Below are 18,617 nucleotides of genomic sequence, written 5' to 3' on the forward strand. Positions count from 1 at the left end.
GCGGTGCGCGGCGACGAGCCCCGCCGACCAGAACGAGGATAAATAATGCCAGAGGCAGATGGAGCCGACGAGGCGCTCAATCGGGTGAACACGCATTCCAAGCCGTCCGACCTTCGCATCACCGACATGCGGGTAGCTGAAATTGTCGGCGCGCCGTTCACCTCGGTGCTGCTCAAGATTTACACCAACCAGGGCATCGTCGGGCTTGGCGAGGTGCGCGACGGCGCCAGCGCCACCTACGCGCTGATGCTGAAGAGCCGGCTGCTTGGCGAGAACCCTTGCAACATCGACCGCCTGTTTCGCCGGATCAAGCAGTTCGGCGGGCACGGCCGGCAAGGCGGCGGCGTATCGGCGGTTGAAATCGCGTTGTGGGATCTTGCCGGCAAGGCCTATGGCGTCCCCATCTACCAGATGCTCGGCGGCCGGTTTCGGGAGAAAGTGCGCGTCTACTGCGACACCGACGCCACGGTGCCGAGCGGCACCGAGACCGGCAGGCGCCTCAAGCAACGCATGGAGCTTGGGTTCACCTTTCTCAAGATGGATCTGGGGCTGATGCAGATCGCGGATGTGCCCGGTGCGGTCGTGTCTCCTGCCGGCTCACTTGAAGGGTACCGCGACCACCCCGGCCGAGGCCCGCTGAAGACCATTGAAGAGCGGCGCGTCCGCAACGCTGCGTACGATTTGCATAATGTCCCGCACCCGTTTACCGGCCTCCACTTTTCCGACAAGGGCCTCGACTTCCTTGAGCAATACATTGCCGAGGTTCGTGAGGTCATCGGCATGGATATTCCGCTCGCCATCGACCACATCGGCCACATCTCAGTGCAGAACGGCATTCGCCTTGCCAGGCGAATTGAAAAATACGTGCCAGCCTGGCTCGAGGATGTGATCCCATGGCAGTATACCGAGCAGTACCGACAACTGCAGGACGCCACTACGGTGCCGATCTGCACCGGCGAGGACATATACCTCAAGGAGGGCTTCGAGCCTCTGCTCAAGAGCGGCGGCCTCTCCGTTATCCACCCAGACCTGCTCACCAGCGGCGGCATCCTCGAGACCAAAAAGATCGGAGATATGGCGCAGGACCATGGTGTCGCCATGGCCATCCACATGGCAGAAAGTCCAATCGCCGCCATGGCCGCGGCCCATGTCGCGACCGCGACCGAAAACTTCATGGCGCTCGAATACCACTCTGTCGATGTCGACTGGTGGGACGATATCGTCACCGGCCTTCCCAAGCCACTGGTGAAGGACGGCTTTATCACTGTTCCGGACAAGCCGGGCCTGGGGATTGACGATGTCGTCGACGAGGTGATCTCGCAGCATCTGCAGCCGGGTGTCACCGGCATTTGGCAGCCCACGGATCGCTGGGACGATGAGTATTCCTGGGATCGCACCTGGAGCTGAGGCAAAAGGACCGAAGATGAAGATCACCGACCTCCGCTGTGCCGTTATCGGCAAACACCCGATCGTCCGCATCGTGACGGACGAGGGCCTCCATGGCTTGGGTGAAGTCGAATTCACCAAGTCCTACCTCAAGCCCTTTGTGCTGCATTTCCGCGAGGCGCTGATCGGCGAGAACCCGACCGACGTCGAGAGAGTCATGCTGAAGATCCGCCAACGCGGCTCTTTCAAGCCGTACGGCGCGGCGGTGAGCGCTATTGAGCATGCGCTGTGGGATATTGCCGGCAAGGCCGCGGGCGTGCCCGTCTATAAACTGCTCGGCGGCAAGGTGCGCGACAAGGTGCGCGTCTACAATGGCTCGATTCGCCAGAAACGCACGGGCGACCGGCCGGAGGATTACGCCGCTGACGTCAAATGGATGATGGAGCAGCCGCAGAACTTCTTCATGGTCAAGCAAGGAATCTCGTTCCACTCCAACATGAAGGACACCATCGAGGACTTCCACTACGGCGTGACGCAGAAGAAGGCCGGCTATCACGGCGCGATGGATCAGGGCATGATCAGCGAGCGCGGTTTCAATCACATGCTCGACTGCGTGATCGCGATGAAGGAAGTGCTGGGCGACAAAGTCAGCCTGGCGCTCGACTGCGGCCCGGGCTGGATGCTGCCCGATGCGATCAAGTTCGCTCGCGCCGTCGAGAAGTACAATTTGATGTGGCTCGAGGACATGCTGACTGGCGACTACGTGCCGTGGGTCAATCCGCAGGCCTATCGGGAACTGACAACCTCCACCTCGACGCCAATCCACACTGGTGAGCAGATCTACCTGCGACACAATTTCAAGGAACTGATCGAGACGCAGGCGGTGCGCGTCATCGGCCCCGATCCAGCCGATATTGGCGGCATTGCCGAGCTCAAATGGGTCGCCGAGCACGCCTACATGCACTCGATCCTGATGGCACCGCACGGCACCGCCAACGGCCTGCTGGGGCTCGGCGCGTTGATCAACGTCTGCGCCACATTGCCGGCAAATTACATCGCGTTCGAATATCCGAGCGCCTCCGACCCCTGGTGGGAGGATCTGGTAATCGGCTTGCCGCCGCAGATCGTGAAGGACAGCATGGTGGACCTACTGGAAGCGCCGGGGCTGGGCCTCGATATCGACGCCGAAGCGGCCAGGAGATATCTCAGGGAAGAGGATGCGGGCTTCTTCGACTGAACCTCCCTCCACCTGCATGAGGTGAATCGTCTACGCAAATGACTGGGATGACACGCTTCGGGTCATGCAGCGCTCAGTAAGCCCCGCCGGTATGGGAAAGGAGATCGGGCTCCGCGCGGACTCTGCAGGCCCGTGTCGCGACGGGATCGCCGCCGCCCGACGCCCTTATAGGCCGACGTATCGAGATTGACCCCCGGAGGAGGGCCTCTTTTCCGTCTCGAGTTTCATCGGCGCATGCAATATGCGGCCGAGGGCGCATTTTCTGCGCCCTCGTCTTGTCACTCAGCCGATGGCCATGAGGCTTGCATTGCCGCCGGCAGCCGCGGTGTTGATCGACGTCGACACTTCCTCCAGCAACCAATTGAGGCAATAGGCTTCGGGATCGCTCGCCAATTCCTCGACCGTCGCGGCCTGGACCAGCAGAAGCGGACCGGGCAGGTGAGCGATCTTCTGATTGACGGCAAGAACCCTGTCGCGATCCCCTTCGACGAGGGCACCGGAGAACGGCCCGTCCTTTTCCCAATCCGATGTCCAGGAAATCCGGCCGGCGACAGCCGCCGGAAGGTCCGCCAGGACTGATTTCGATAGGGAACCCGCGTCCACGACGATGTGGTTGCCGGTCGATAGGGCTGCGGCGATCTGGCGGTGAAGCCCGCCCTCCGTCTGCGGCACGAGGAGAATACGACCGCGGGGATGGAGCGCGTAGAGATTGAGTTCGCCGACCGGACCGGTGAGTTCACGTTCGAGCCCGAGTGCCGAGCGGCTTGCATATCCACGCGCCACTTCCCCCTCGCCCGACAAGCCCTTCTTGTCGAGCCAGACGATGTAGTCACGAAGAGCGAGGTCCGTATGAACGGAGTCCTGCTGCGGCGGCACGGGCGCACGCTGCACCAGCCGGCCGATATAGAGCGGACCGCCGGCCTTCGGACCCGTTCCCGACAGGCCGCGGCCGCCGAATGGCTGCACGCCGACGACGGCGCCGATGATGTTGCGGTTGACGTAGAGGTTTCCGGCCTTGATCCGGCTGGTCACATGCGCGATCGTTTCATCAAGCCGGGTGTGAAGCCCGAATGTGAGACCATAACCCGATGCGTTGATGTCGTCGATCAGACGGTCGAGCCCGTTTCTCTTGAAGCGGATGACATGCAGAACCGGTCCGAAGACCTCCCTCGTCAGGTCCGACAGCGACTTGATTTCGATGATCGTCGGCGGAACGAACGTTCCCGCCGCCGCACTTTCGGGCAACGGCAGCTGATCCACCTTGCGGCCCAAGCCGCGCATATGCTCGATATGCTGGTCGATCTCCGTCTTTGCGCTATCGTTGATGACTGGGCCGACATCAATGCTCAGCCGATCGGTCCGGCCGATCGTCAGCTCGCGGAAGGCGCCCTTCAGCATATTGAGGGTCCTGTCGGCGACATCGTCCTGAAGGCAGAGAACCCGGAGCGCCGAGCAGCGCTGACCGGCGCTGTCGAAGGCAGACGCAATGACGTCGGCCACCACCTGCTCGGCCAATGCCGAGGAGTCGACGATCATGCCGTTCTGGCCACCGGTTTCGGCAATCAGCGGAATCGGCTTGCCGCCTGCTGACAGCCGTTCCGCCAGCTGCGCCTGGATCATGCGGGCAACTTCGGTCGACCCGGTAAACATGACGCCTGCCGTTTCCGGAGCCCCGACCATGCCGGCGCCGAGGCGGCCGCTGCCGGGCACGAACTGCAAGGCACCGACCGGCACGCCCGCCTCGTGAAGGATTTTCACACTCTCCGAAGCGATGATCGGCGTGACGCCGGCAGGTTTCGCAAGCACGGGATTGCCGGCCACCAACGCTGCGGCGACCTGTCCGGTGAAAATCGCCAGCGGGAAATTCCACGGGCTGATGCAGACGACCGGACCGAGGGGCGCATGCGAGGGGCCGAGGGTCTTGCGGGCCTGTTCGGCATAGTAGCGCAGGAAGTCGATCGCCTCACGCACTTCACCGACGGCATTAGCGGCAGATTTGCCGGCCTCGCGCATGACGATGCCCATCAGCACCTTGATGCGGGCCTGCATGATATCGGCCGCCCGCTCCAGGCAGGCGGCACGCTCGGCCGGCGGCACTGCGGCCCATTGCGGCGCGTGCTCCGCAGCCATGCGGACGATGCGCGCTGCCTCCTCGACCTTCACTTCGGTCACCGTGCCGACGACATCCCGGTGATCGGCAGGATTGAGAACATCGCGTGTCACCCCATCGGTAGAGCCGTCGGCAAGGAGGGGAAGCGCATGCCACGGGGCAGCAGCCGTAGAAGTGAGCGCCTCAGCCAAATCCGAAAGGGTGGCCTCGTTCGAGAGATCGAGACCATCGGAATTGGCCCGGGCGTTGCCGTAAAGAGCCTTTGGCGAGGCGATCTGCACGTGGGGCGTGCCAACGACAGGCATGGCCGCGACGATTTCGGCGGGATCGGCGATCAGCGCCTCGACCGAGACATTCGGATCGGAGATGCGGTGCACGAAGGAGGAATTGGCGCCATTTTCCAGAAGGCGTCGAACCAGATAGGCGAGCAGCGTCTCATGGGTTCCCACAGGCGCATAGATGCGGCAGGGCCGGTCCAGCTTTTCCTTCCCGACGACCTCGTCGTAGAGCGGTTCGCCCATGCCATGTAGGCATTGGAACTCGTATTTGCCGACGGTGAAATCAGGACCCGCCAGACGATAGATCGTGGCGAGCGTCTGCGCATTATGGGTGGCAAATTGCGGGAAGACCGCATCCGGAGCATCGAGCAGCTTGCGCGCGCAGGCGACGTAGGCGACATCGGTGTAGATCTTGCGAGTATAGACCGGATAGTCGTCGAGCCCGTCCAGCTGGGCGCGCTTGATCTCCGCATCCCAATAGGCGCCCTTGACGAGACGGACCATGATCCGGCGCCCGGAACGACGTGCCAGATCGATGATGTAGTCGAGGACGAAGGGGCAGCGCTTGCCATAGGCCTGCACGACGAAGCCAAGCCCACTCCATCCGGTCAGCTCCTGGGCAAAGCAAAGCTCCTCGAGGAGATCAAGCGAAAGCTCCAGCCGATCGGCCTCCTCGGCGTCGATATTGAGGCCGATATCATAGGTCTTGGCGAGAACCGCCAGCGCCTTGAGCTTCGGCAGCAGCTCGCTCATCACCCGGCCGGCCTGCGACCTCACGTAACGGGGATGCAGGGCCGAGAGCTTGATCGATATGCCCGGGCCGTCATAGATGCCGCGCCCGTCCGACGCCTTGCCGATGGCGTGGATCGCCTTTTCGTAATCCCGATAATAACGCTCGGCATCGGCGCCCGTCGTCGCGGCCTCGCCCAGCATGTCGTAGGAATAGCGGAAGCCGCGTGCTTCCAGTGGCCGGGCGCGCTTCAGCGCCTCCGCGATTGTTTCGCCGGTGACGAACTGCTCGCCCATCATGCGCATCGCCATATCGACGCCGCGACGGATGACCGGCTCGCCGGCGCGCGCGATCAGCCGCGTCAGCGCTGCCGACAGGCTTCGGTCGTTGACCGTCGAAGTCAGCTTGCCGGTAACGACGAGGCCCCAGGTGGCGGCGTTGACRAACATGGATTTTCCGCCGCCGATGTGGGAAGTCCAGTTGCCCTCGGCGATCTTGTCGCGGATCAGCGCGTCCCGCGTTTCGGTATCGGGAATGCGCAGCAGCGCTTCGGCGAGGCACATGAGCGCCACGCCTTCCTGGCTGGAGAGCGAATATTCCTGCACCAGCCCTTCGACACCGGTCCCCTTGTGCTTGGCGCGCAACGCTTCAATCAGGCTGCGGGCCGTGCTGCGGATATCATAGCGTTTTGCCTCGGAGACGCGCGCTGCTGCCACAAGAGGCGGCAGGCATTCGGTTTCCGGCCGGCGATAGGCTGCCGTGATGGCCTGGCGAAGTTGGGATTGCGGTCGGATCGGTGGGGCAAAGCCGGAGAACGGCGCGCCGTCGACGGCATCTTGGGAGGGCGTGGAGGGGGTCGCTGCGTTCAACATGGAAGTCCCTATTCAATCGATGTTTGGTCTAGCGGATAAATGGAACAGCGGGCTCATCGTCCCAATGCTCATCATCCGTGAAAGCGGGGCCGGAATATTCCGTCTCGTGCAGCGAGCGCGCATTCGGCTTGTCGCGCTTGAGGGTCAGTGCCGCCGCCACAGCCCTTATTGCCACCGGCCGGTAGTGAACGAGCAGGTCGGGTTTTTGGTCATCATCCGCTTCGTTGTCATGCATGTATGATCCCCCGTTTTGAAGTCGGCGCCGATACCGATCACAGCGCTCTTTCGCCCGGCACCTAATCTATCACAGCCACAAATCGCGATCTCACTTGATTTTTACAGTTTCTAGGCCGTATGAACTTATTAATGCGTCATCGAGAGTTCAAATGGCCACAGAAACTGACATCTTTAGTGAATTGGACCAGTTCGACAGAAAAATCCTCGCCGCACTCGCCGAGGACGGAAGGCTGTCGATCACCGATCTGGCTACGCGTGTCGGATTGTCGAAGACGCCATGCCAGATCCGCTTCAAAAGGCTGATCAGCGAAGGATACATCGAAGGCTTCAAGGCCATCCTCAATCCGTCGAAAATGCAGCTCGACCACATTGCTTTCGTCGAAGTGAAACTCTCCGATACCCGCGAGCATGCGCTGAAAAGCTTCAACGATGCCATCAAGAAGATCGGGGAAGTCGAAGAGTGCCATATGATTGCAGGCAGGTTCGACTATCTCTTAAAGATCCGCACCCGCGATATCGGCCGCTACCGTCGGGTTCTGGGCGAGCGCATCTCGACACTGCCCCATGTTGCCAGCACATCGACGAACGTCGCGATGGAAACGGTCAAGGAAGGCTGGGACAAGTCCGGTTCGAGTTTTTCGTGAATGTGATCCTTGGGATGTCCACCTGCCGGTGAGTTGCCGCAGAATCCAAAATGCGCGCCGACCGAGCTGCGCATAATCCGTCCAATTTGCCGCCGGACGAGCTGCGATATATTCATTGTCGTCGGCCATCGCGCCAAAGCGGTTGCAGCAAGGGTAGCAATCGCTCCCCAGGCAGTTCAGCCATCTCTGGCTTTCCGACCGCGTGCGCTCGGTTTCACCGGCACACTCTTGCCGTACTCATTCCACCATGCCGTCAAGGCTTCCATGGTGGGGCCGAGGCCCCGCGCTTTTTTCGTGATCTCATATTCGACGCGCGGAGGAACCTCCGCAAAGATGGTGCGGGACACGAGGCCGTCTGCTTCGAGCTCGCGGAGTTGCACCGTCAGCATGTGTTGGGTGATGCCTGGAATAGCCTTTCTCAGTTCGCCAAACCGGTGGACCCGCTGATGGAGCAGCCACATGATTTCCAGCTTCCATTTGCCGGAGAGCAGCGCGAATGCGCGACGCATCTCCTCATGCATATTGATTTCGCCATCGGCCATAGTCTGGTTTTCCATACTAGCTGCAAGTAATTCATCCTACTTGCAAAGATAGATCTTAGACGACATTTTCCATCCGTGCATCAGGGGCGCAGTAAAAGGAGCGCCTCTCGCATAGAAACCGACAGACTCGACGAGAGGAATGTTGCTGCGTGGGCAGCGACAGGGATGAACCTATGCTTGAATTTTACGGATACTGGATCAGCACGGCACTTCTATCCGTGCTCTACCTCGCTTCAGCCTACATGTATGCCACAAAGAAACAGTGGGTTCGTGAGGCGCTGACGGAACTCGGATACAGCGCGAACAACCTCGTTCCGTTCATGATCATTGCTAAGGTCCTCGGCCCGGTTGCGATCCTTTCGCGCGTCAGCGTGCCGCTCAGCGATCTCGCCTATGCCGGCATCTTCTTTCACCTGCTGCTATCGGGTCTCGCGCATATCGGCGTTCGAAAACCTGTCGGCGCTCTGCCAGCGGCGATCGGCCTGGCGCTGCTGATCACGTCGTTCATGACGCAGAACGACGCCCGCGACCTCCCTTCCCCTTACATCAAGGCCGCCGCCCTCTGACGCCTCGAAGATTCCCAAGCCTTATCAAATGGAGATACACATGGGTCGACTCAATGGAAAAGTTGCCGTTGTCACCGGCGCAAGCCGCGGCATTGGCCGCGCCACCGCAAAGCTGTTTGCGGCCGAAGGCGCGAAGGTCGCAATTCTTTCTCGGACATCCGAAGGCGTCGATCGCGTTGTCGCGGATATCGTCGAAGCGGGCGGCAACGCGCTCGGCGTCGTCTGCGACGTCGGTGAAGCCGATCAGATCACGGCCGCGGTGGACAAGGTTGTCGCTGCATACGGCCGMATCGACATTCTCGTGAACAATGCTTTCGATGGTTCTGCGGTCTTGTCTTCGGTCATCGACCTTTCGCTCGAGCAACTGCAACGGAACTTCGACACCGGGCCGATCGCATATCTACGCTTCATGCAGGCTTGCTATCCTCACCTTAGAGAAGGTGGAGAAGGGCGGATCATCAATTTCGGTTCGATGGCCGGCACCGTGGGGTTGGCTGGTTACGGTCCGTACAACATGGCCAAGGAGGCGGTGCGCGCGCTGACTCGCACGGCCGCACGCGAATGGGGTGCCGACAACATCACCGTAAACAACGTTCTGCCGGTCGCGGACACCTGGGGTGCTGCGGAAAAGGATGTTCCTCCCCCAACGAACGCCCTCGCTCGTTTCGGCTCGCCGGAAGACGACATTGCCCCGGTGGTGCTGTTCCTGGCCAGCAAGGATTCCCAATTCATTACGGGATACAGCCTTACCCCAGATGGCGGCGCAATCATCGACAGCGCACGGTAACAGCCTTCGGCAACCGTCGATGAGCAAGGGGCGCAGCGTGTTGCGCCCCGTTGTCCGGCAGAGCCTCCCGACATGAGTGTTGGTTACCGATGCCGGTAGCGAAAGGCTTCGACGAAGGCGGAGAAAGCAGGGGATGGATGGCGCCGGCTGGGGTAGTAGAGATGATACCCTTGGAATGTTGGCGCCCAATCCGCGAGCACTTCGTTCAGTTGACCGCTGTCACAATATTGCCGGACGAGGTCTCTCGGCACATAAGACAGCCCCGCGCCATCGAGAGCGGCATTGATCGCCGGCCCTATGTTGCTCATCACGAGCTGGCCTTCCACACGAACGCTGAACTCGCGGCCATCCTTTTCAAACTCCCAGGCATAGAGAGCGCCTGACGTCGGAAGACGCAGGTTGACGCAATTGTGTTCCGTCAAGTCATGCGGGGTCGAAGGCACAGTGCGGGTTGCAAAATATTCGGGTGATCCGACCACGGCGTAAGAGATATCGGGTCCAATGCGAACGGCCACCATGTCGCGCGCAATCGCTTCGCCGAGCCGCACGCCGGCATCGAATTGGCGCTCCACGATATTTGTGAAACCGTTGTCGATGATGAGTTCCACCGCGATATCGGGGTAATCCCGTAGAAATGCCGGCAGCCTCGAACGGAAGACCAGCTCCACGGCATCATCGGGACATACGAGGCGGACTGTGCCCGAAGGTTTGTCGCGCAGCGCGCCGAGGGCACTGATCCCGGCGGCGATGCTCTCGAAATGCGGCTGGATAGTTTCCATGAGCCGGGCACCGGCCGCCGTGGGAGCCACGTCACGCGTCGTGCGGGAGAGAAGCCGGACGCCGAGCCGGGCTTCGAGCGCGCTGATCGTATGGCTCAGCGCCGAGCGCGTGACTCCCAACTTTGATGCAGCGCGGGTGAAACTCCGCTCCTGAGCCACCTCCAGAAACGCACGCATTTCCGTGAACTCGTCGCGCCGCATTGTTGAATCTCCTTCATCACGACGTTCAGATTATAGCTTCTAGTCGCGCAAAACCAGCCCGGCTATCTATCTGGCACCGGACAGGAGAACGTGAATGACCGTCGAGTTGACATTGAATGAGACCTCACTGACGGACGACACGGCGACCTCATGGTCTGCTGTGACCTGTCTCTCGCTTCTCACTTTCCTTCTGGTGGGGTTGGAATTTCTCCCTGTGAGCCTTTTGACCCCGATCGCCGCGGACCTCTCTGTGTCAGAGGGGCAGGCCGGATTGGCGATCACCGTGTCGGGAGTCTTCGCGGTTATCACCAGCCTTTTCRGCAATGCCTTCCTGGCGAGGATCGACCGGAAGGCTGTCGTCCTGCTTTATACGGCGGTTCTTGTTGCATCGAGCTTGGCGGTTGCCCTCGCACCCAACTTCCCTGTCTTTCTCGTCGGGCGGTCCCTGGTCGGCGTTTCGATCGGCGGCTTCTGGTCGCTGTCGACGGCTATTCTGGCACGCCTGGCTTCGGGCCGTGACCTGCCCAAGGCCATTGCGCTTCTTCAAGGTGGCACCGCATTCGCACTCGTCCTTGCCGCGCCGCTCGGCAGTTTTCTTGGCGGGTTGATCGGATGGCGCGGAACCTTCTTCATCACGGTGCCGATCGGAATTGCAGCGCTCGTCTGGCAACTGGTCGTCCTGCCGAGGATGCCGGCGACGTCAATCGTCTCGGTGGCCAGAATATTAGGGCTGCTGCGCAATCGCACATTCGCGATCGGAATGGCGGCGACCGCTCTCGCCTTCATCGGCCAGAACGCGCTGTCCATTTACCTTCGTCCGTTCCTCGAAGGCGTCACCGGACTGCAATTGAATGTTCTGTCCATGGTGCTTCTCGGCCTTGGCGTCGGTGGACTGGCTGGAACCTCCGTCATTGGCTTAGTCGCCCGGCGCCATCTCCTGCTCGTTCTAGCAGGACTGCCGGCTGCTCTTGCGGTCCTTGCCCTGCTGCTGATCGCTCTCGGGCCGTTCGCGGCGGTTACGGCATCCCTGCTCGTCATGTGGGGATTTTTCTCAACCCCGCTTCCGGTCGCCTGGAACACCTGGATGGCCGCTATCGTTCCCGGTGAATTGGAAGCGGCAGGTGGACTGCAGGTGGCGCTGATCCAACTCGCCATTGCAGGCGGTGCTTTCGCTGGCGGCATGCTGTTCGACACCGCGGGATGGTGGAGCCCCTTCCTTCTGGCCGCCTGCCTTCTCGCCGGTTCGGCTGTCCTCGCCGCACTCGCCGGTCGCCGTTCCTGAACCTTCAGAAACCTCACAACAGGAGATCATCATGTCCCAAGGAATCGAAAACAAAGTGGTCGTCATCACCGGGGCAAGCAGCGGGCTTGGCGAAGCCACCGCCCGTCACCTTGCCGAGCGCGGCGCTTCCGTCGTCCTCGGCGCACGGCGTAGCGACCGCATCGCTAAGCTGGCTGAGGAGCTGTCCGCCAAGGGCTATAAGGCCACGGCAGTCCAAACCGATGTCACGGACCAACATCAAGTCAAGACGCTCGTCGACACGGCCGTCAACGCGTTCGGTCGCATCGACGTGATGCTGAACAATGCCGGCCTGATGCCACTTGCGCCGCTCGAACGGCTCAAAGTTGACGAGTGGGATCGCATGATCGACGTGAACATCAAAGGGGTGCTCTACGGCATCGCAGCAGCGCTTCCCCACATGAAAGCGCAGAAGTCGGGGCACATCATCAACGTGTCCTCCGTCTATGGTCATGTGGTCGATCCGGGTGCCGCCGTCTATTGCGCGACGAAATTCGCCGTGCGCGCCCTCTCGGAGGGGCTGCGGAAGGAAGTGAAGCCATACAACATCCGCACCACGATCATTTCACCCGGCGCGGTGAGCACCGAACTCCTAGAACACATCAGCGAAAAGGACATCCAGGCGGGCACCAAGGAGTTCGTCAGTAAAATCGCCATCAGCGCCGACACGTTCGCCCGAACGGTCGCCTTCGCGGTGAACGAACCAGACGATGTTGACATCAACGAAATCCTGTTCCGGCCCACGGCTCAACCTGTCTGACGCGAGGCGCGCTATGTCGATGACATCCAAGTTCATGAGCCGTCGCGCGGTGCTAGGCGGAACCTTGGCGACCGCCGCTCTACCTCTTGTGGCGCAAGGGCAGGACGAGCGCGGCTCGGCGGATCCCGAGGCGACAGACGTCAGAATCAGGATAGGCTTCAACACTCTAACCCTGACCGCGACGCTCTCCGACAATCCGACGGCGCGCGATCTCGCTTCCATGCTGCCCTTGAACCTCAAGATCGAGGACTACGGCAGGAGCGAAAAGATCGTCCATCTGCCGCGCAAGCTGACAGAAGAAGGCAGCGGTGCTTTCGGAAACGAGCAGCCGGGCGACCTTTGCTACTTCAAACCGTGGGGTAACCTGGCCTTGTTCTACGCGGATTATCGCTGGGACGGGCTGATCCGGCTCGGCCGCTTCGACAATGGCTTCGAGCCGTTGCTGCTGCGCGGCGAGTATCCGGTCCGCATAGAACGCATATGACAAGGGCTTTATGGCCGGAGATAGCAATTCGCCTTCCGCCCAAGCATGAAAGGACCCCATAGACGATACTTCCAGAACCAGAAAGCCGCGGCCGGCTTAAGCCAGCAGAGGCGCTCGAGGGGGCGCCTCCGTCTATTCGATGATCTCGACGCAGAAATCTATAAAGGCCCTGACCTTAGCCGGAACATGCTGACGCGAGGGATAGAAGGCGTAGAGCGGGAATGTCTCGTCCGACCAGTCGGGAAAGAGGTTCACGAGCTGCCCATTGTTCAGATAATCCGCCATCCCGAGTGAGAAGACTTGCGCGATGCCTATCCCCGCAAGGCAGGTCGCCAAGGTCGTGCCGGCATCGTTGACTAAAATGCGGCTGCGGGTCTCGATCGAGACGACCTCTTCACCCCACCGAAGCTCCCATCCGAAAGGCCTTGCAGTCAGCGGGTCCTGGAACTGGATACAGGTATGCTCGCTCAAATCCTGTGGACGGCTCGGCCGACCATGTCGCTCGATATAAGCGGGAGCCGCAATGGTGATCACGCGCGTCTGCATCAACAGGCGCGAAATAAGCGACCTCTGCGCAGGCTCGCCAAAGCGCACCGCGACGTCCATGCCATCAGCAACAAGATCGCCGATCTCGTTGCGGGTGATGATCTCGATCTGGATATCCGGATAACGATCGAGGAAGGCGCCGAGCCGCGGGCCGAGCACAAGGCGTGAGAAATATGGGTCGACATTGACTCGCAGTCGGCCACGCACCGCCTGTCTGGCGCCAACAGCTGTCTGGGCAGCCTCTTCGATGCCGCTCAAGAGTGGGGCCACTTGTTCGTAGAACCGCGCGCCGTCATCGGTCAGCCGCATCGTGCGTGTTGTCCGGTCGAGGAGCCGCAGACCGATCCGCCCCTCCAGTCGAGAAATGGCGCGGCTGACACCCGACGCCGATAGTCCCATCAGCTCCGCCGCCCGCGCGAAGCTTCCGCTCTCGATAACGGCGGCCAGTACGCTCACGCCATTCAATAATCGTCCGTCAAACATCGCGCATCCGTGATTTTTAGTCACCAATCATGCGACAGAAGCGCGCTTCAGTCAAATGCTGCCAAAGGACATGATCAGCATAACAAACCGCCAACCTGCTGGCGGTGGAGGAAGCAAAGGAGTCTAACCATGTTTGTGATCACCGGAGTAACAGGCCAAGTCGGAGGCATTGTCGCCGCGCGTCTGCTGAAGGCGGGGGTGCCGATACGCGCCGTCGCGCGCAATGCGGAAAAAGCAGCGGAATGGAAGGACAAAGGCGCGGAACTGGCCTTGGCCGAGATGACCGACGCCGATGCGCTCACCAAGGCTTTCGCCGGCGCCGACGGCGTCTTTCTGCTGATCCCGCCGACCTTCGATCCGACCCCCGGCTTTATGGAAGTGCGCGCTGTCATTGCGGCCCTGAAGACCGCGCTTCTTTCGTCTCGTCCTGCCAAGGTCGTTTGCCTCTCCACCATCGGCGCGCAGGCCAGAGAACCTAACCTCTTGAGCCAGCTCGGTCTCGTCGAACAGAAGTTATCTGCCTTGCCAATGCCGATCGCCTTTCTGCGTGCCGGCTGGTTCATGGAGAACACGGCCTGGGATATCGGGCCGGCGCGCGAGACTAGTGTCCTCTCGAGTTTCCTGCAGCCGCTCGATCAGCCCTATCCGATGGTTTCTGTCTTCGACGTCGGAGCCAAAGCGGCAGAACTGCTGCAGCACGAGTGGGTGGGCCAGCAGGTCGTCGAGTTGATGGGGCCAGAGGGCGTCACGCCCAACGATATCGCCGCTGTCCTATCGTCCATCCTCGGCAAACCCGTCCGGGTGGAGCCGGTCGCCCGCGACACCTGGGAGCAGATTTTCACCGATCAGGGCATGCAGAACCCACTCCCGCGGATGCGTATGATCGACGGCTTCAACGAAGGCTGGATCCGGTTCGAGGGCGAGCCGGTAAAGGGCACGACCACACTGGACACAGCCATGAGCCGTCTGATTTGCCCCGGCCGATAAACAGCTGAAAGGCCGTGGCGGAGAGCAGCCACGCCCTTTCTCATGCAGCCTCTGATAGGGTCGACTCCGGATTTTGAACTAAGGGACTACCCGAAGACTGCCGGTTTGGACGGCAGCCTATTTCAAACCCTTCAAGGATAGCTTCCCACGCCTTGCAGTCTTCCAGTTCGCAATAGTGGCCATACAATTTCGTTGAACCAAAGCTAATTGCTTTTCCTGAGTGAGCGATCTGCGCCGATCTGAAATTAAGGAGCAATCGCAATTGCGGCGAGGCCGAGGGTCGCTTGTGTCATCTCGGCGGCGCAGCGCTTGTCCGCTTTCGCGACCCGTCGGCACTCCTCTTCGGTGCGCCCAGTTATTGGCTCAAACGCCATTGCATGTCGGCCAACATGCGGCCTACTGCGGTTTTTGAATTTCACAGTAGACAATGCTGCGGTTTGAGCCGGACCAAACAGACACCTTCACATCCGCCCCAGTCACGCTTTCACTGGCGATCAAGCCCATCTCTCGTTCTGACCGCAACAGCAGCGCCCAGTTCATAAATGTCTCCATATAGCCATCGACGTCCGTCTCCGGGGAGAAGTTGGCGAATAGGAATGTGCCGCCAGGCTTCAGCATGCTGACGCACTTCCTGGTCAGCTTTACGGCTACCGCGTCCGGCAGATAGTCATAAAGACCCGCGGCATAAACGAAATCGAACATTCCCAGCGCGTGCCTTCCACCGAGCAGGGATTTGACCGACCCGTTCACCGCCTGGACGGACGTGCCGGCGAAATCGCGGGCGACGGTACCAACGCTCATCGGGTCTTGATCCAAAGCGACCCAGCGTCTGATCTCGCCGGCGCCGAGAGCGCGCGACAAAGGCCCCTCACGAAGATGCCCAGCCGCGATGGCGAGGACTTCGGTGGAACCAGGCCGGGCCGAAGCGATTTCGTCAACGCGGCGAGCCAAAATGTCTCGACGCTGCCTTACCGCGACGGATGACGAAGCATTACGAGTGTAGGCGTAGATGATTGCGCGATCGGAACGATGACGTCCCACACCTCCGGATGAAAGCGCCGCCGTATCTGATGCAAGGCGTCGGTAAGACGCTCGATGATCGCATTAGGCTCGACGCCGGATCTGAACTGACGGATCGACACGTCAAGGCTGAGGGCAAGCTCGGCTCTGGCAACGATAAGGTGGCCGGGATCCGGGGCAGCAACCCTTCTTGCCGCCCGACGAATTTCACCGGGCGCAACAAGACTTTCACCGTCCAAGACCAGGCTTTGTTCCATTTCGAGACCCCTTTGACATAGCGTTAAGCATAATCAACCTCGAAATAGGATGCGACTAGAATCTACACGGGATAAGAGTATTTCTACTATTGCGGGTCAGATCCTATCCCTCTAAGAGTGCTCAGCAATAAGACCAATCGGGTTCAGGTTGCAGAATGTAACTTTGGAGGGCGCCGAAGTATGGCTTACTTTTTACCTTCTCTATATCGTTGCCAGGCCGGTGTTTTTGCATGAGCGCGGCTTACGCTAATGTGCGGCGCGACGAATTGACCGTCAGCTTCTCATCTGCCGAGGCCCTCAAGTCTCTGGAAACTGAAAATGATGCTGCCCGAAGGCGGAGCTCACGGCATGGTCTTTGGATCGCGGTCGTCGTTTATGTGGCCTTCGCACTTCCAGATCGATGGCTTATCCCGGATGTTGCGCCTGTGACGATCGCCGCGCGATTCGTCATTGCAACGATCGCGTTGCTGGCTTTCGAAGCCTTGCGACTGGCAAAAGCGAAAACCGTCTGGCTTGACGTCACATGTGCCGCTGCACTGCTTGTGGGCTATGTGGGCTGGCTTTACCCGGCGATTGCCACCCGCGACGTCACCGCCATGTCATACTACATGATATTCGGCGCCATCTTCATGATGGGCGCCAACCTGTTTTTCAGTTTCCCGTTTCGGCTTTCGGTGATCACCTCGGGCCTCGTTCTCTGCGCATTTTTCGTTACGATCGAGGAGTTTTTTCCTTCAAGCCAAACCTACAAGCTTGCCTTCGGGATGTTCTACATTTCGTGCTTTGCCTTCACGTCTTTCGTCAATTGGCGATTGAACGTGGAGCGTCGAAATGTGTTGCTGAACGCGGCGGAGGCTCGCCACCAGCACTGGGAGGCGTCCGAGCGTGGAAGGTCACTGCTCGAGCTTTCACATACTGACTACCTGACGGGCATAAGCAACAGACGCGCCCTGGATCGGCGGCTCGACGAATGCTGGGCCGCCTGGAAAGACGAACGCCGCGACTTCTCCGTGTTCCTCATCGACGTCGACTTTTTCAAACGCTTCAATGATCGCTACGGACATCAGGAAGGAGACCGATGTCTGACTGTCATCGCCAATGCGCTGAAGGCGGTTGTAGAGTCGTCCGATGGCATGATCGGCAGGTATGGTGGCGAGGAGTTTATCGTGGTCATGCCGGCTGCCCTCCCCAAGGTCGCGATGACTCTCGCCGAGAAGATCAGAATGGAAGTCGAGTCTCTTGCGATTGCTCACGACGAGCGACCAGATGATATGTCGATCGTAACCGTCAGCATCGGCGTCGCCTTCACCCGCGAGAAAGTTGGAGAGAAAGTTGAACGAATAGTCCGTGAAGCCGACCTCGCTCTCTACAACGCCAAAGCAAATGGCCGAAACTGCATTCGTAGTTTTGATCCGCTGTTGCCTCGCCCCGACGACCATGCTGGTAAGCTCGTCCCGCTGCTGGCGGCCGCCATCGATCGCAAACTGGTCTCGCTCGTGTACCAACCGATCTTCGACGTGACGAACGGGAAAGCAAGAGCTGTCGAGGCTTTGATGCGCCTCAGAATGCCGGACGGCACCGCGGTTTCGCCGAAGACGTTCATTCCGGTTGCAGAACGAAGTGGCGCTATCCTCGAACTGGGCAGATGGGCGATCGAGACGGCATGCCGGGACATACTGATGACCGATCGCATGGCTTCCGTCAGCGTCAACGTGTCGCCAATACAACTGCGTTCCCCGGGCTTTGCTGCCAGTGTCGCTGATATCCTTGCTCGGTGCGGGGTCTGCGGGTCGCGACTGGCCTTGGAGGTCACCGAGGGCCTGGACATGGATATGCAGTCGGAGGTGCTTAAATGCATTGCCGATCTGCGGGCGCTCGGCGTCGAGATCTGGCTTGACGACTTCGGCTGCGGCTTCGCGGGCCTCTCTTGGCTGAGGGCAATCGAGTTTCAGACGGTCAAGGTCGATAGAACCTTCCTGCACGACTGCTCGAACCCACGCGGTTTGACGATGCTTCAGGACATGATTGCTCTCATCCGCAATCGTGGGAATACGATTCTGGTGGAAGGCGTCGAAACTGCAGCACAATTTTCCCTTCTCAAGGATCTTCGCATCGACCGCGTCCAGGGCTTTCATATGGGAATGCCGGTCAGCGCTGAACTTCTGAACGCGGCATAACTCGACCTCAAGGTTTTCCAGATGGCTCAGCACGTTGCCGATGATCGATGAGTAGCGTGTGACATCTCTGCGGATTGCGAATTGGGACGTGAGTGTGGCAGGCATACCCTATTCCGGTCAGCTTATCTTCTCGCCGGGTGGTACACTTTCCGTACAGCCGATGAACCCGTACGCGTCGGCCGAACCGACTACCTACACGGCAACAAAAGCAATTGGAGCCATCTCAACGAGGGC

The 18,617-nt window shown here is 60.1% G+C and carries 15 protein-coding genes and 1 pseudogene; 10 read left to right on the forward strand and 6 right to left on the reverse strand.

All coding sequences use genetic code 11. From position 1 onward, the window contains the following. The first annotated feature begins 45 nt into the window (after positions 1–45). Positions 46–1,407, forward strand: a complete 1,362-nt coding sequence (locus tag AC1ECN_RS31480) for a mandelate racemase/muconate lactonizing enzyme family protein (RefSeq protein WP_018480223.1) — start codon at positions 46–48, stop codon at positions 1,405–1,407. Between the two features lie 16 nt (positions 1,408–1,423). Further along, on the forward strand, positions 1,424–2,623 hold the full coding sequence (locus tag AC1ECN_RS31485) for a mandelate racemase/muconate lactonizing enzyme family protein (RefSeq protein WP_130665584.1): 1,200 nt from the start codon (positions 1,424–1,426) through the stop codon (positions 2,621–2,623). A 282-nt stretch (positions 2,624–2,905) separates the two neighbouring features. On the opposite strand, the gene putA is transcribed toward AC1ECN_RS31485, so the two are convergent. Together putA and AC1ECN_RS31495 are read right to left on the reverse strand one after the other, a co-directional pair. Continuing rightward, positions 2,906–6,613, reverse strand: a complete 3,708-nt coding sequence (putA, locus tag AC1ECN_RS31490) for a trifunctional transcriptional regulator/proline dehydrogenase/L-glutamate gamma-semialdehyde dehydrogenase (RefSeq protein ID WP_130725991.1) — start codon at positions 6,611–6,613, stop codon at positions 2,906–2,908. Positions 6,614–6,641: 28 nt separating this feature from the next. After that, on the reverse strand, positions 6,642–6,848 hold the full coding sequence (locus tag AC1ECN_RS31495; protein ID WP_018480226.1) for a hypothetical protein: 207 nt from the start codon (positions 6,846–6,848) through the stop codon (positions 6,642–6,644). 151 nt (positions 6,849–6,999) lie between these two features. Between AC1ECN_RS31495 and AC1ECN_RS31500 the strand changes: the two genes are divergently transcribed. Continuing rightward, a complete protein-coding gene (locus AC1ECN_RS31500; RefSeq protein WP_018480227.1) occupies positions 7,000–7,494 on the forward strand; it encodes an Lrp/AsnC family transcriptional regulator in 495 nt (164 codons plus the stop codon). A 176-nt stretch (positions 7,495–7,670) separates the two neighbouring features. On the opposite strand, the gene AC1ECN_RS31505 is transcribed toward AC1ECN_RS31500, so the two are convergent. Further along, positions 7,671–8,051: a winged helix-turn-helix transcriptional regulator gene (locus AC1ECN_RS31505; RefSeq protein WP_018069644.1), complete on the reverse strand. Its 381-nt coding sequence runs from the start codon at positions 8,049–8,051 to the stop codon at positions 7,671–7,673. Between the two features lie 158 nt (positions 8,052–8,209). On the opposite strand from AC1ECN_RS31505, the gene AC1ECN_RS31510 reads away from it, so the two are divergent. Both AC1ECN_RS31510 and AC1ECN_RS31515 read left to right on the forward strand, forming a co-directional pair. Further along, positions 8,210–8,602 (forward strand): DoxX family protein, encoded by a 393-nt coding sequence (locus AC1ECN_RS31510; protein WP_130687317.1) that lies wholly within the window; start codon positions 8,210–8,212, stop codon positions 8,600–8,602. A gap of 40 nt (positions 8,603–8,642) precedes the next feature. Further along, positions 8,643–9,389, forward strand: a complete 747-nt coding sequence (locus tag AC1ECN_RS31515; protein ID WP_130725992.1) for an SDR family NAD(P)-dependent oxidoreductase — start codon at positions 8,643–8,645, stop codon at positions 9,387–9,389. An 83-nt stretch (positions 9,390–9,472) separates the two neighbouring features. Here the strand turns inward: AC1ECN_RS31515 and AC1ECN_RS31520 are convergent, their stop codons facing one another. Beyond that, positions 9,473–10,369 (reverse strand): LysR family transcriptional regulator, encoded by an 897-nt coding sequence (locus tag AC1ECN_RS31520; RefSeq protein ID WP_018069641.1) that lies wholly within the window; start codon positions 10,367–10,369, stop codon positions 9,473–9,475. Between the two features lie 94 nt (positions 10,370–10,463). On the opposite strand from AC1ECN_RS31520, the gene AC1ECN_RS31525 reads away from it, so the two are divergent. From AC1ECN_RS31525 to AC1ECN_RS31535, 3 genes are read left to right on the forward strand one after another with little or no spacing between them, the layout of a single operon-like run. Further along, complete coding sequence (locus AC1ECN_RS31525; protein WP_477955122.1) at positions 10,464–11,651, forward strand: MFS transporter; 1,188 nt, start codon at positions 10,464–10,466, stop codon at positions 11,649–11,651. A gap of 31 nt (positions 11,652–11,682) precedes the next feature. Continuing rightward, positions 11,683–12,429, forward strand: coding sequence for an SDR family oxidoreductase (locus tag AC1ECN_RS31530; protein WP_130665590.1), 747 nt, complete (start codon positions 11,683–11,685; stop codon positions 12,427–12,429). 13 nt (positions 12,430–12,442) lie between these two features. Then, the gene (locus tag AC1ECN_RS31535; protein ID WP_130665591.1) at positions 12,443–12,913 is read left to right on the forward strand and encodes a cyclophilin-like fold protein; all 471 of its coding nucleotides are present in this window, start codon (positions 12,443–12,445) and stop codon (positions 12,911–12,913) included. Between the two features lie 132 nt (positions 12,914–13,045). On the opposite strand, the gene AC1ECN_RS31540 is transcribed toward AC1ECN_RS31535, so the two are convergent. Beyond that, positions 13,046–13,942: a LysR family transcriptional regulator gene (locus AC1ECN_RS31540; protein ID WP_130665592.1), complete on the reverse strand. Its 897-nt coding sequence runs from the start codon at positions 13,940–13,942 to the stop codon at positions 13,046–13,048. Between the two features lie 129 nt (positions 13,943–14,071). On the opposite strand from AC1ECN_RS31540, the gene AC1ECN_RS31545 reads away from it, so the two are divergent. Beyond that, complete coding sequence (locus tag AC1ECN_RS31545; RefSeq protein WP_130725993.1) at positions 14,072–14,929, forward strand: NmrA family NAD(P)-binding protein; 858 nt, start codon at positions 14,072–14,074, stop codon at positions 14,927–14,929. A gap of 396 nt (positions 14,930–15,325) precedes the next feature. On the opposite strand, the pseudogene AC1ECN_RS31550 reads toward AC1ECN_RS31545, so the two are convergent. Beyond that, positions 15,326–16,206 (reverse strand): annotated as a pseudogene (locus tag AC1ECN_RS31550) (class I SAM-dependent methyltransferase). A gap of 230 nt (positions 16,207–16,436) precedes the next feature. Here AC1ECN_RS31550 and AC1ECN_RS31555 point away from each other — a divergent pair. Next, a complete protein-coding gene (locus AC1ECN_RS31555) occupies positions 16,437–18,383 on the forward strand; it encodes a putative bifunctional diguanylate cyclase/phosphodiesterase (protein WP_130665595.1) in 1,947 nt (648 codons plus the stop codon). Positions 18,384–18,617: the final 234 nt, after the last annotated feature.

The sequence above is a fragment of the Rhizobium sp. 01N447_2 genome, assembly GCF_056399245.1.

What these genes read in the sequence shown, in the direction of transcription:
- AC1ECN_RS31480 (WP_018480223.1), top strand. Translation starts at nt 46, where the DNA reads ATGCCAGAGGCAGATGGAGCCGACGAGGCGCTCAATCGGGTGAACACG.
- AC1ECN_RS31485 (WP_130665584.1), top strand. Translation starts at nt 1,424, where the DNA reads ATGAAGATCACCGACCTCCGCTGTGCCGTTATCGGCAAACACCCGATC.
- AC1ECN_RS31495 (WP_018480226.1), bottom strand. Translation starts at nt 6,848, where the DNA reads ATGCATGACAACGAAGCGGATGATGACCAAAAACCCGACCTGCTCGTT.
- AC1ECN_RS31500 (WP_018480227.1), top strand. Translation starts at nt 7,000, where the DNA reads ATGGCCACAGAAACTGACATCTTTAGTGAATTGGACCAGTTCGACAGA.
- AC1ECN_RS31505 (WP_018069644.1), bottom strand. Translation starts at nt 8,051, where the DNA reads ATGGAAAACCAGACTATGGCCGATGGCGAAATCAATATGCATGAGGAG.
- AC1ECN_RS31510 (WP_130687317.1), top strand. Translation starts at nt 8,210, where the DNA reads ATGCTTGAATTTTACGGATACTGGATCAGCACGGCACTTCTATCCGTG.
- AC1ECN_RS31520 (WP_018069641.1), bottom strand. Translation starts at nt 10,369, where the DNA reads ATGCGGCGCGACGAGTTCACGGAAATGCGTGCGTTTCTGGAGGTGGCT.
- AC1ECN_RS31530 (WP_130665590.1), top strand. Translation starts at nt 11,683, where the DNA reads ATGTCCCAAGGAATCGAAAACAAAGTGGTCGTCATCACCGGGGCAAGC.
- AC1ECN_RS31535 (WP_130665591.1), top strand. Translation starts at nt 12,443, where the DNA reads ATGTCGATGACATCCAAGTTCATGAGCCGTCGCGCGGTGCTAGGCGGA.
- AC1ECN_RS31540 (WP_130665592.1), bottom strand. Translation starts at nt 13,942, where the DNA reads ATGTTTGACGGACGATTATTGAATGGCGTGAGCGTACTGGCCGCCGTT.
- AC1ECN_RS31545 (WP_130725993.1), top strand. Translation starts at nt 14,072, where the DNA reads ATGTTTGTGATCACCGGAGTAACAGGCCAAGTCGGAGGCATTGTCGCC.
- AC1ECN_RS31555 (WP_130665595.1), top strand. Translation starts at nt 16,437, where the DNA reads ATGAGCGCGGCTTACGCTAATGTGCGGCGCGACGAATTGACCGTCAGC.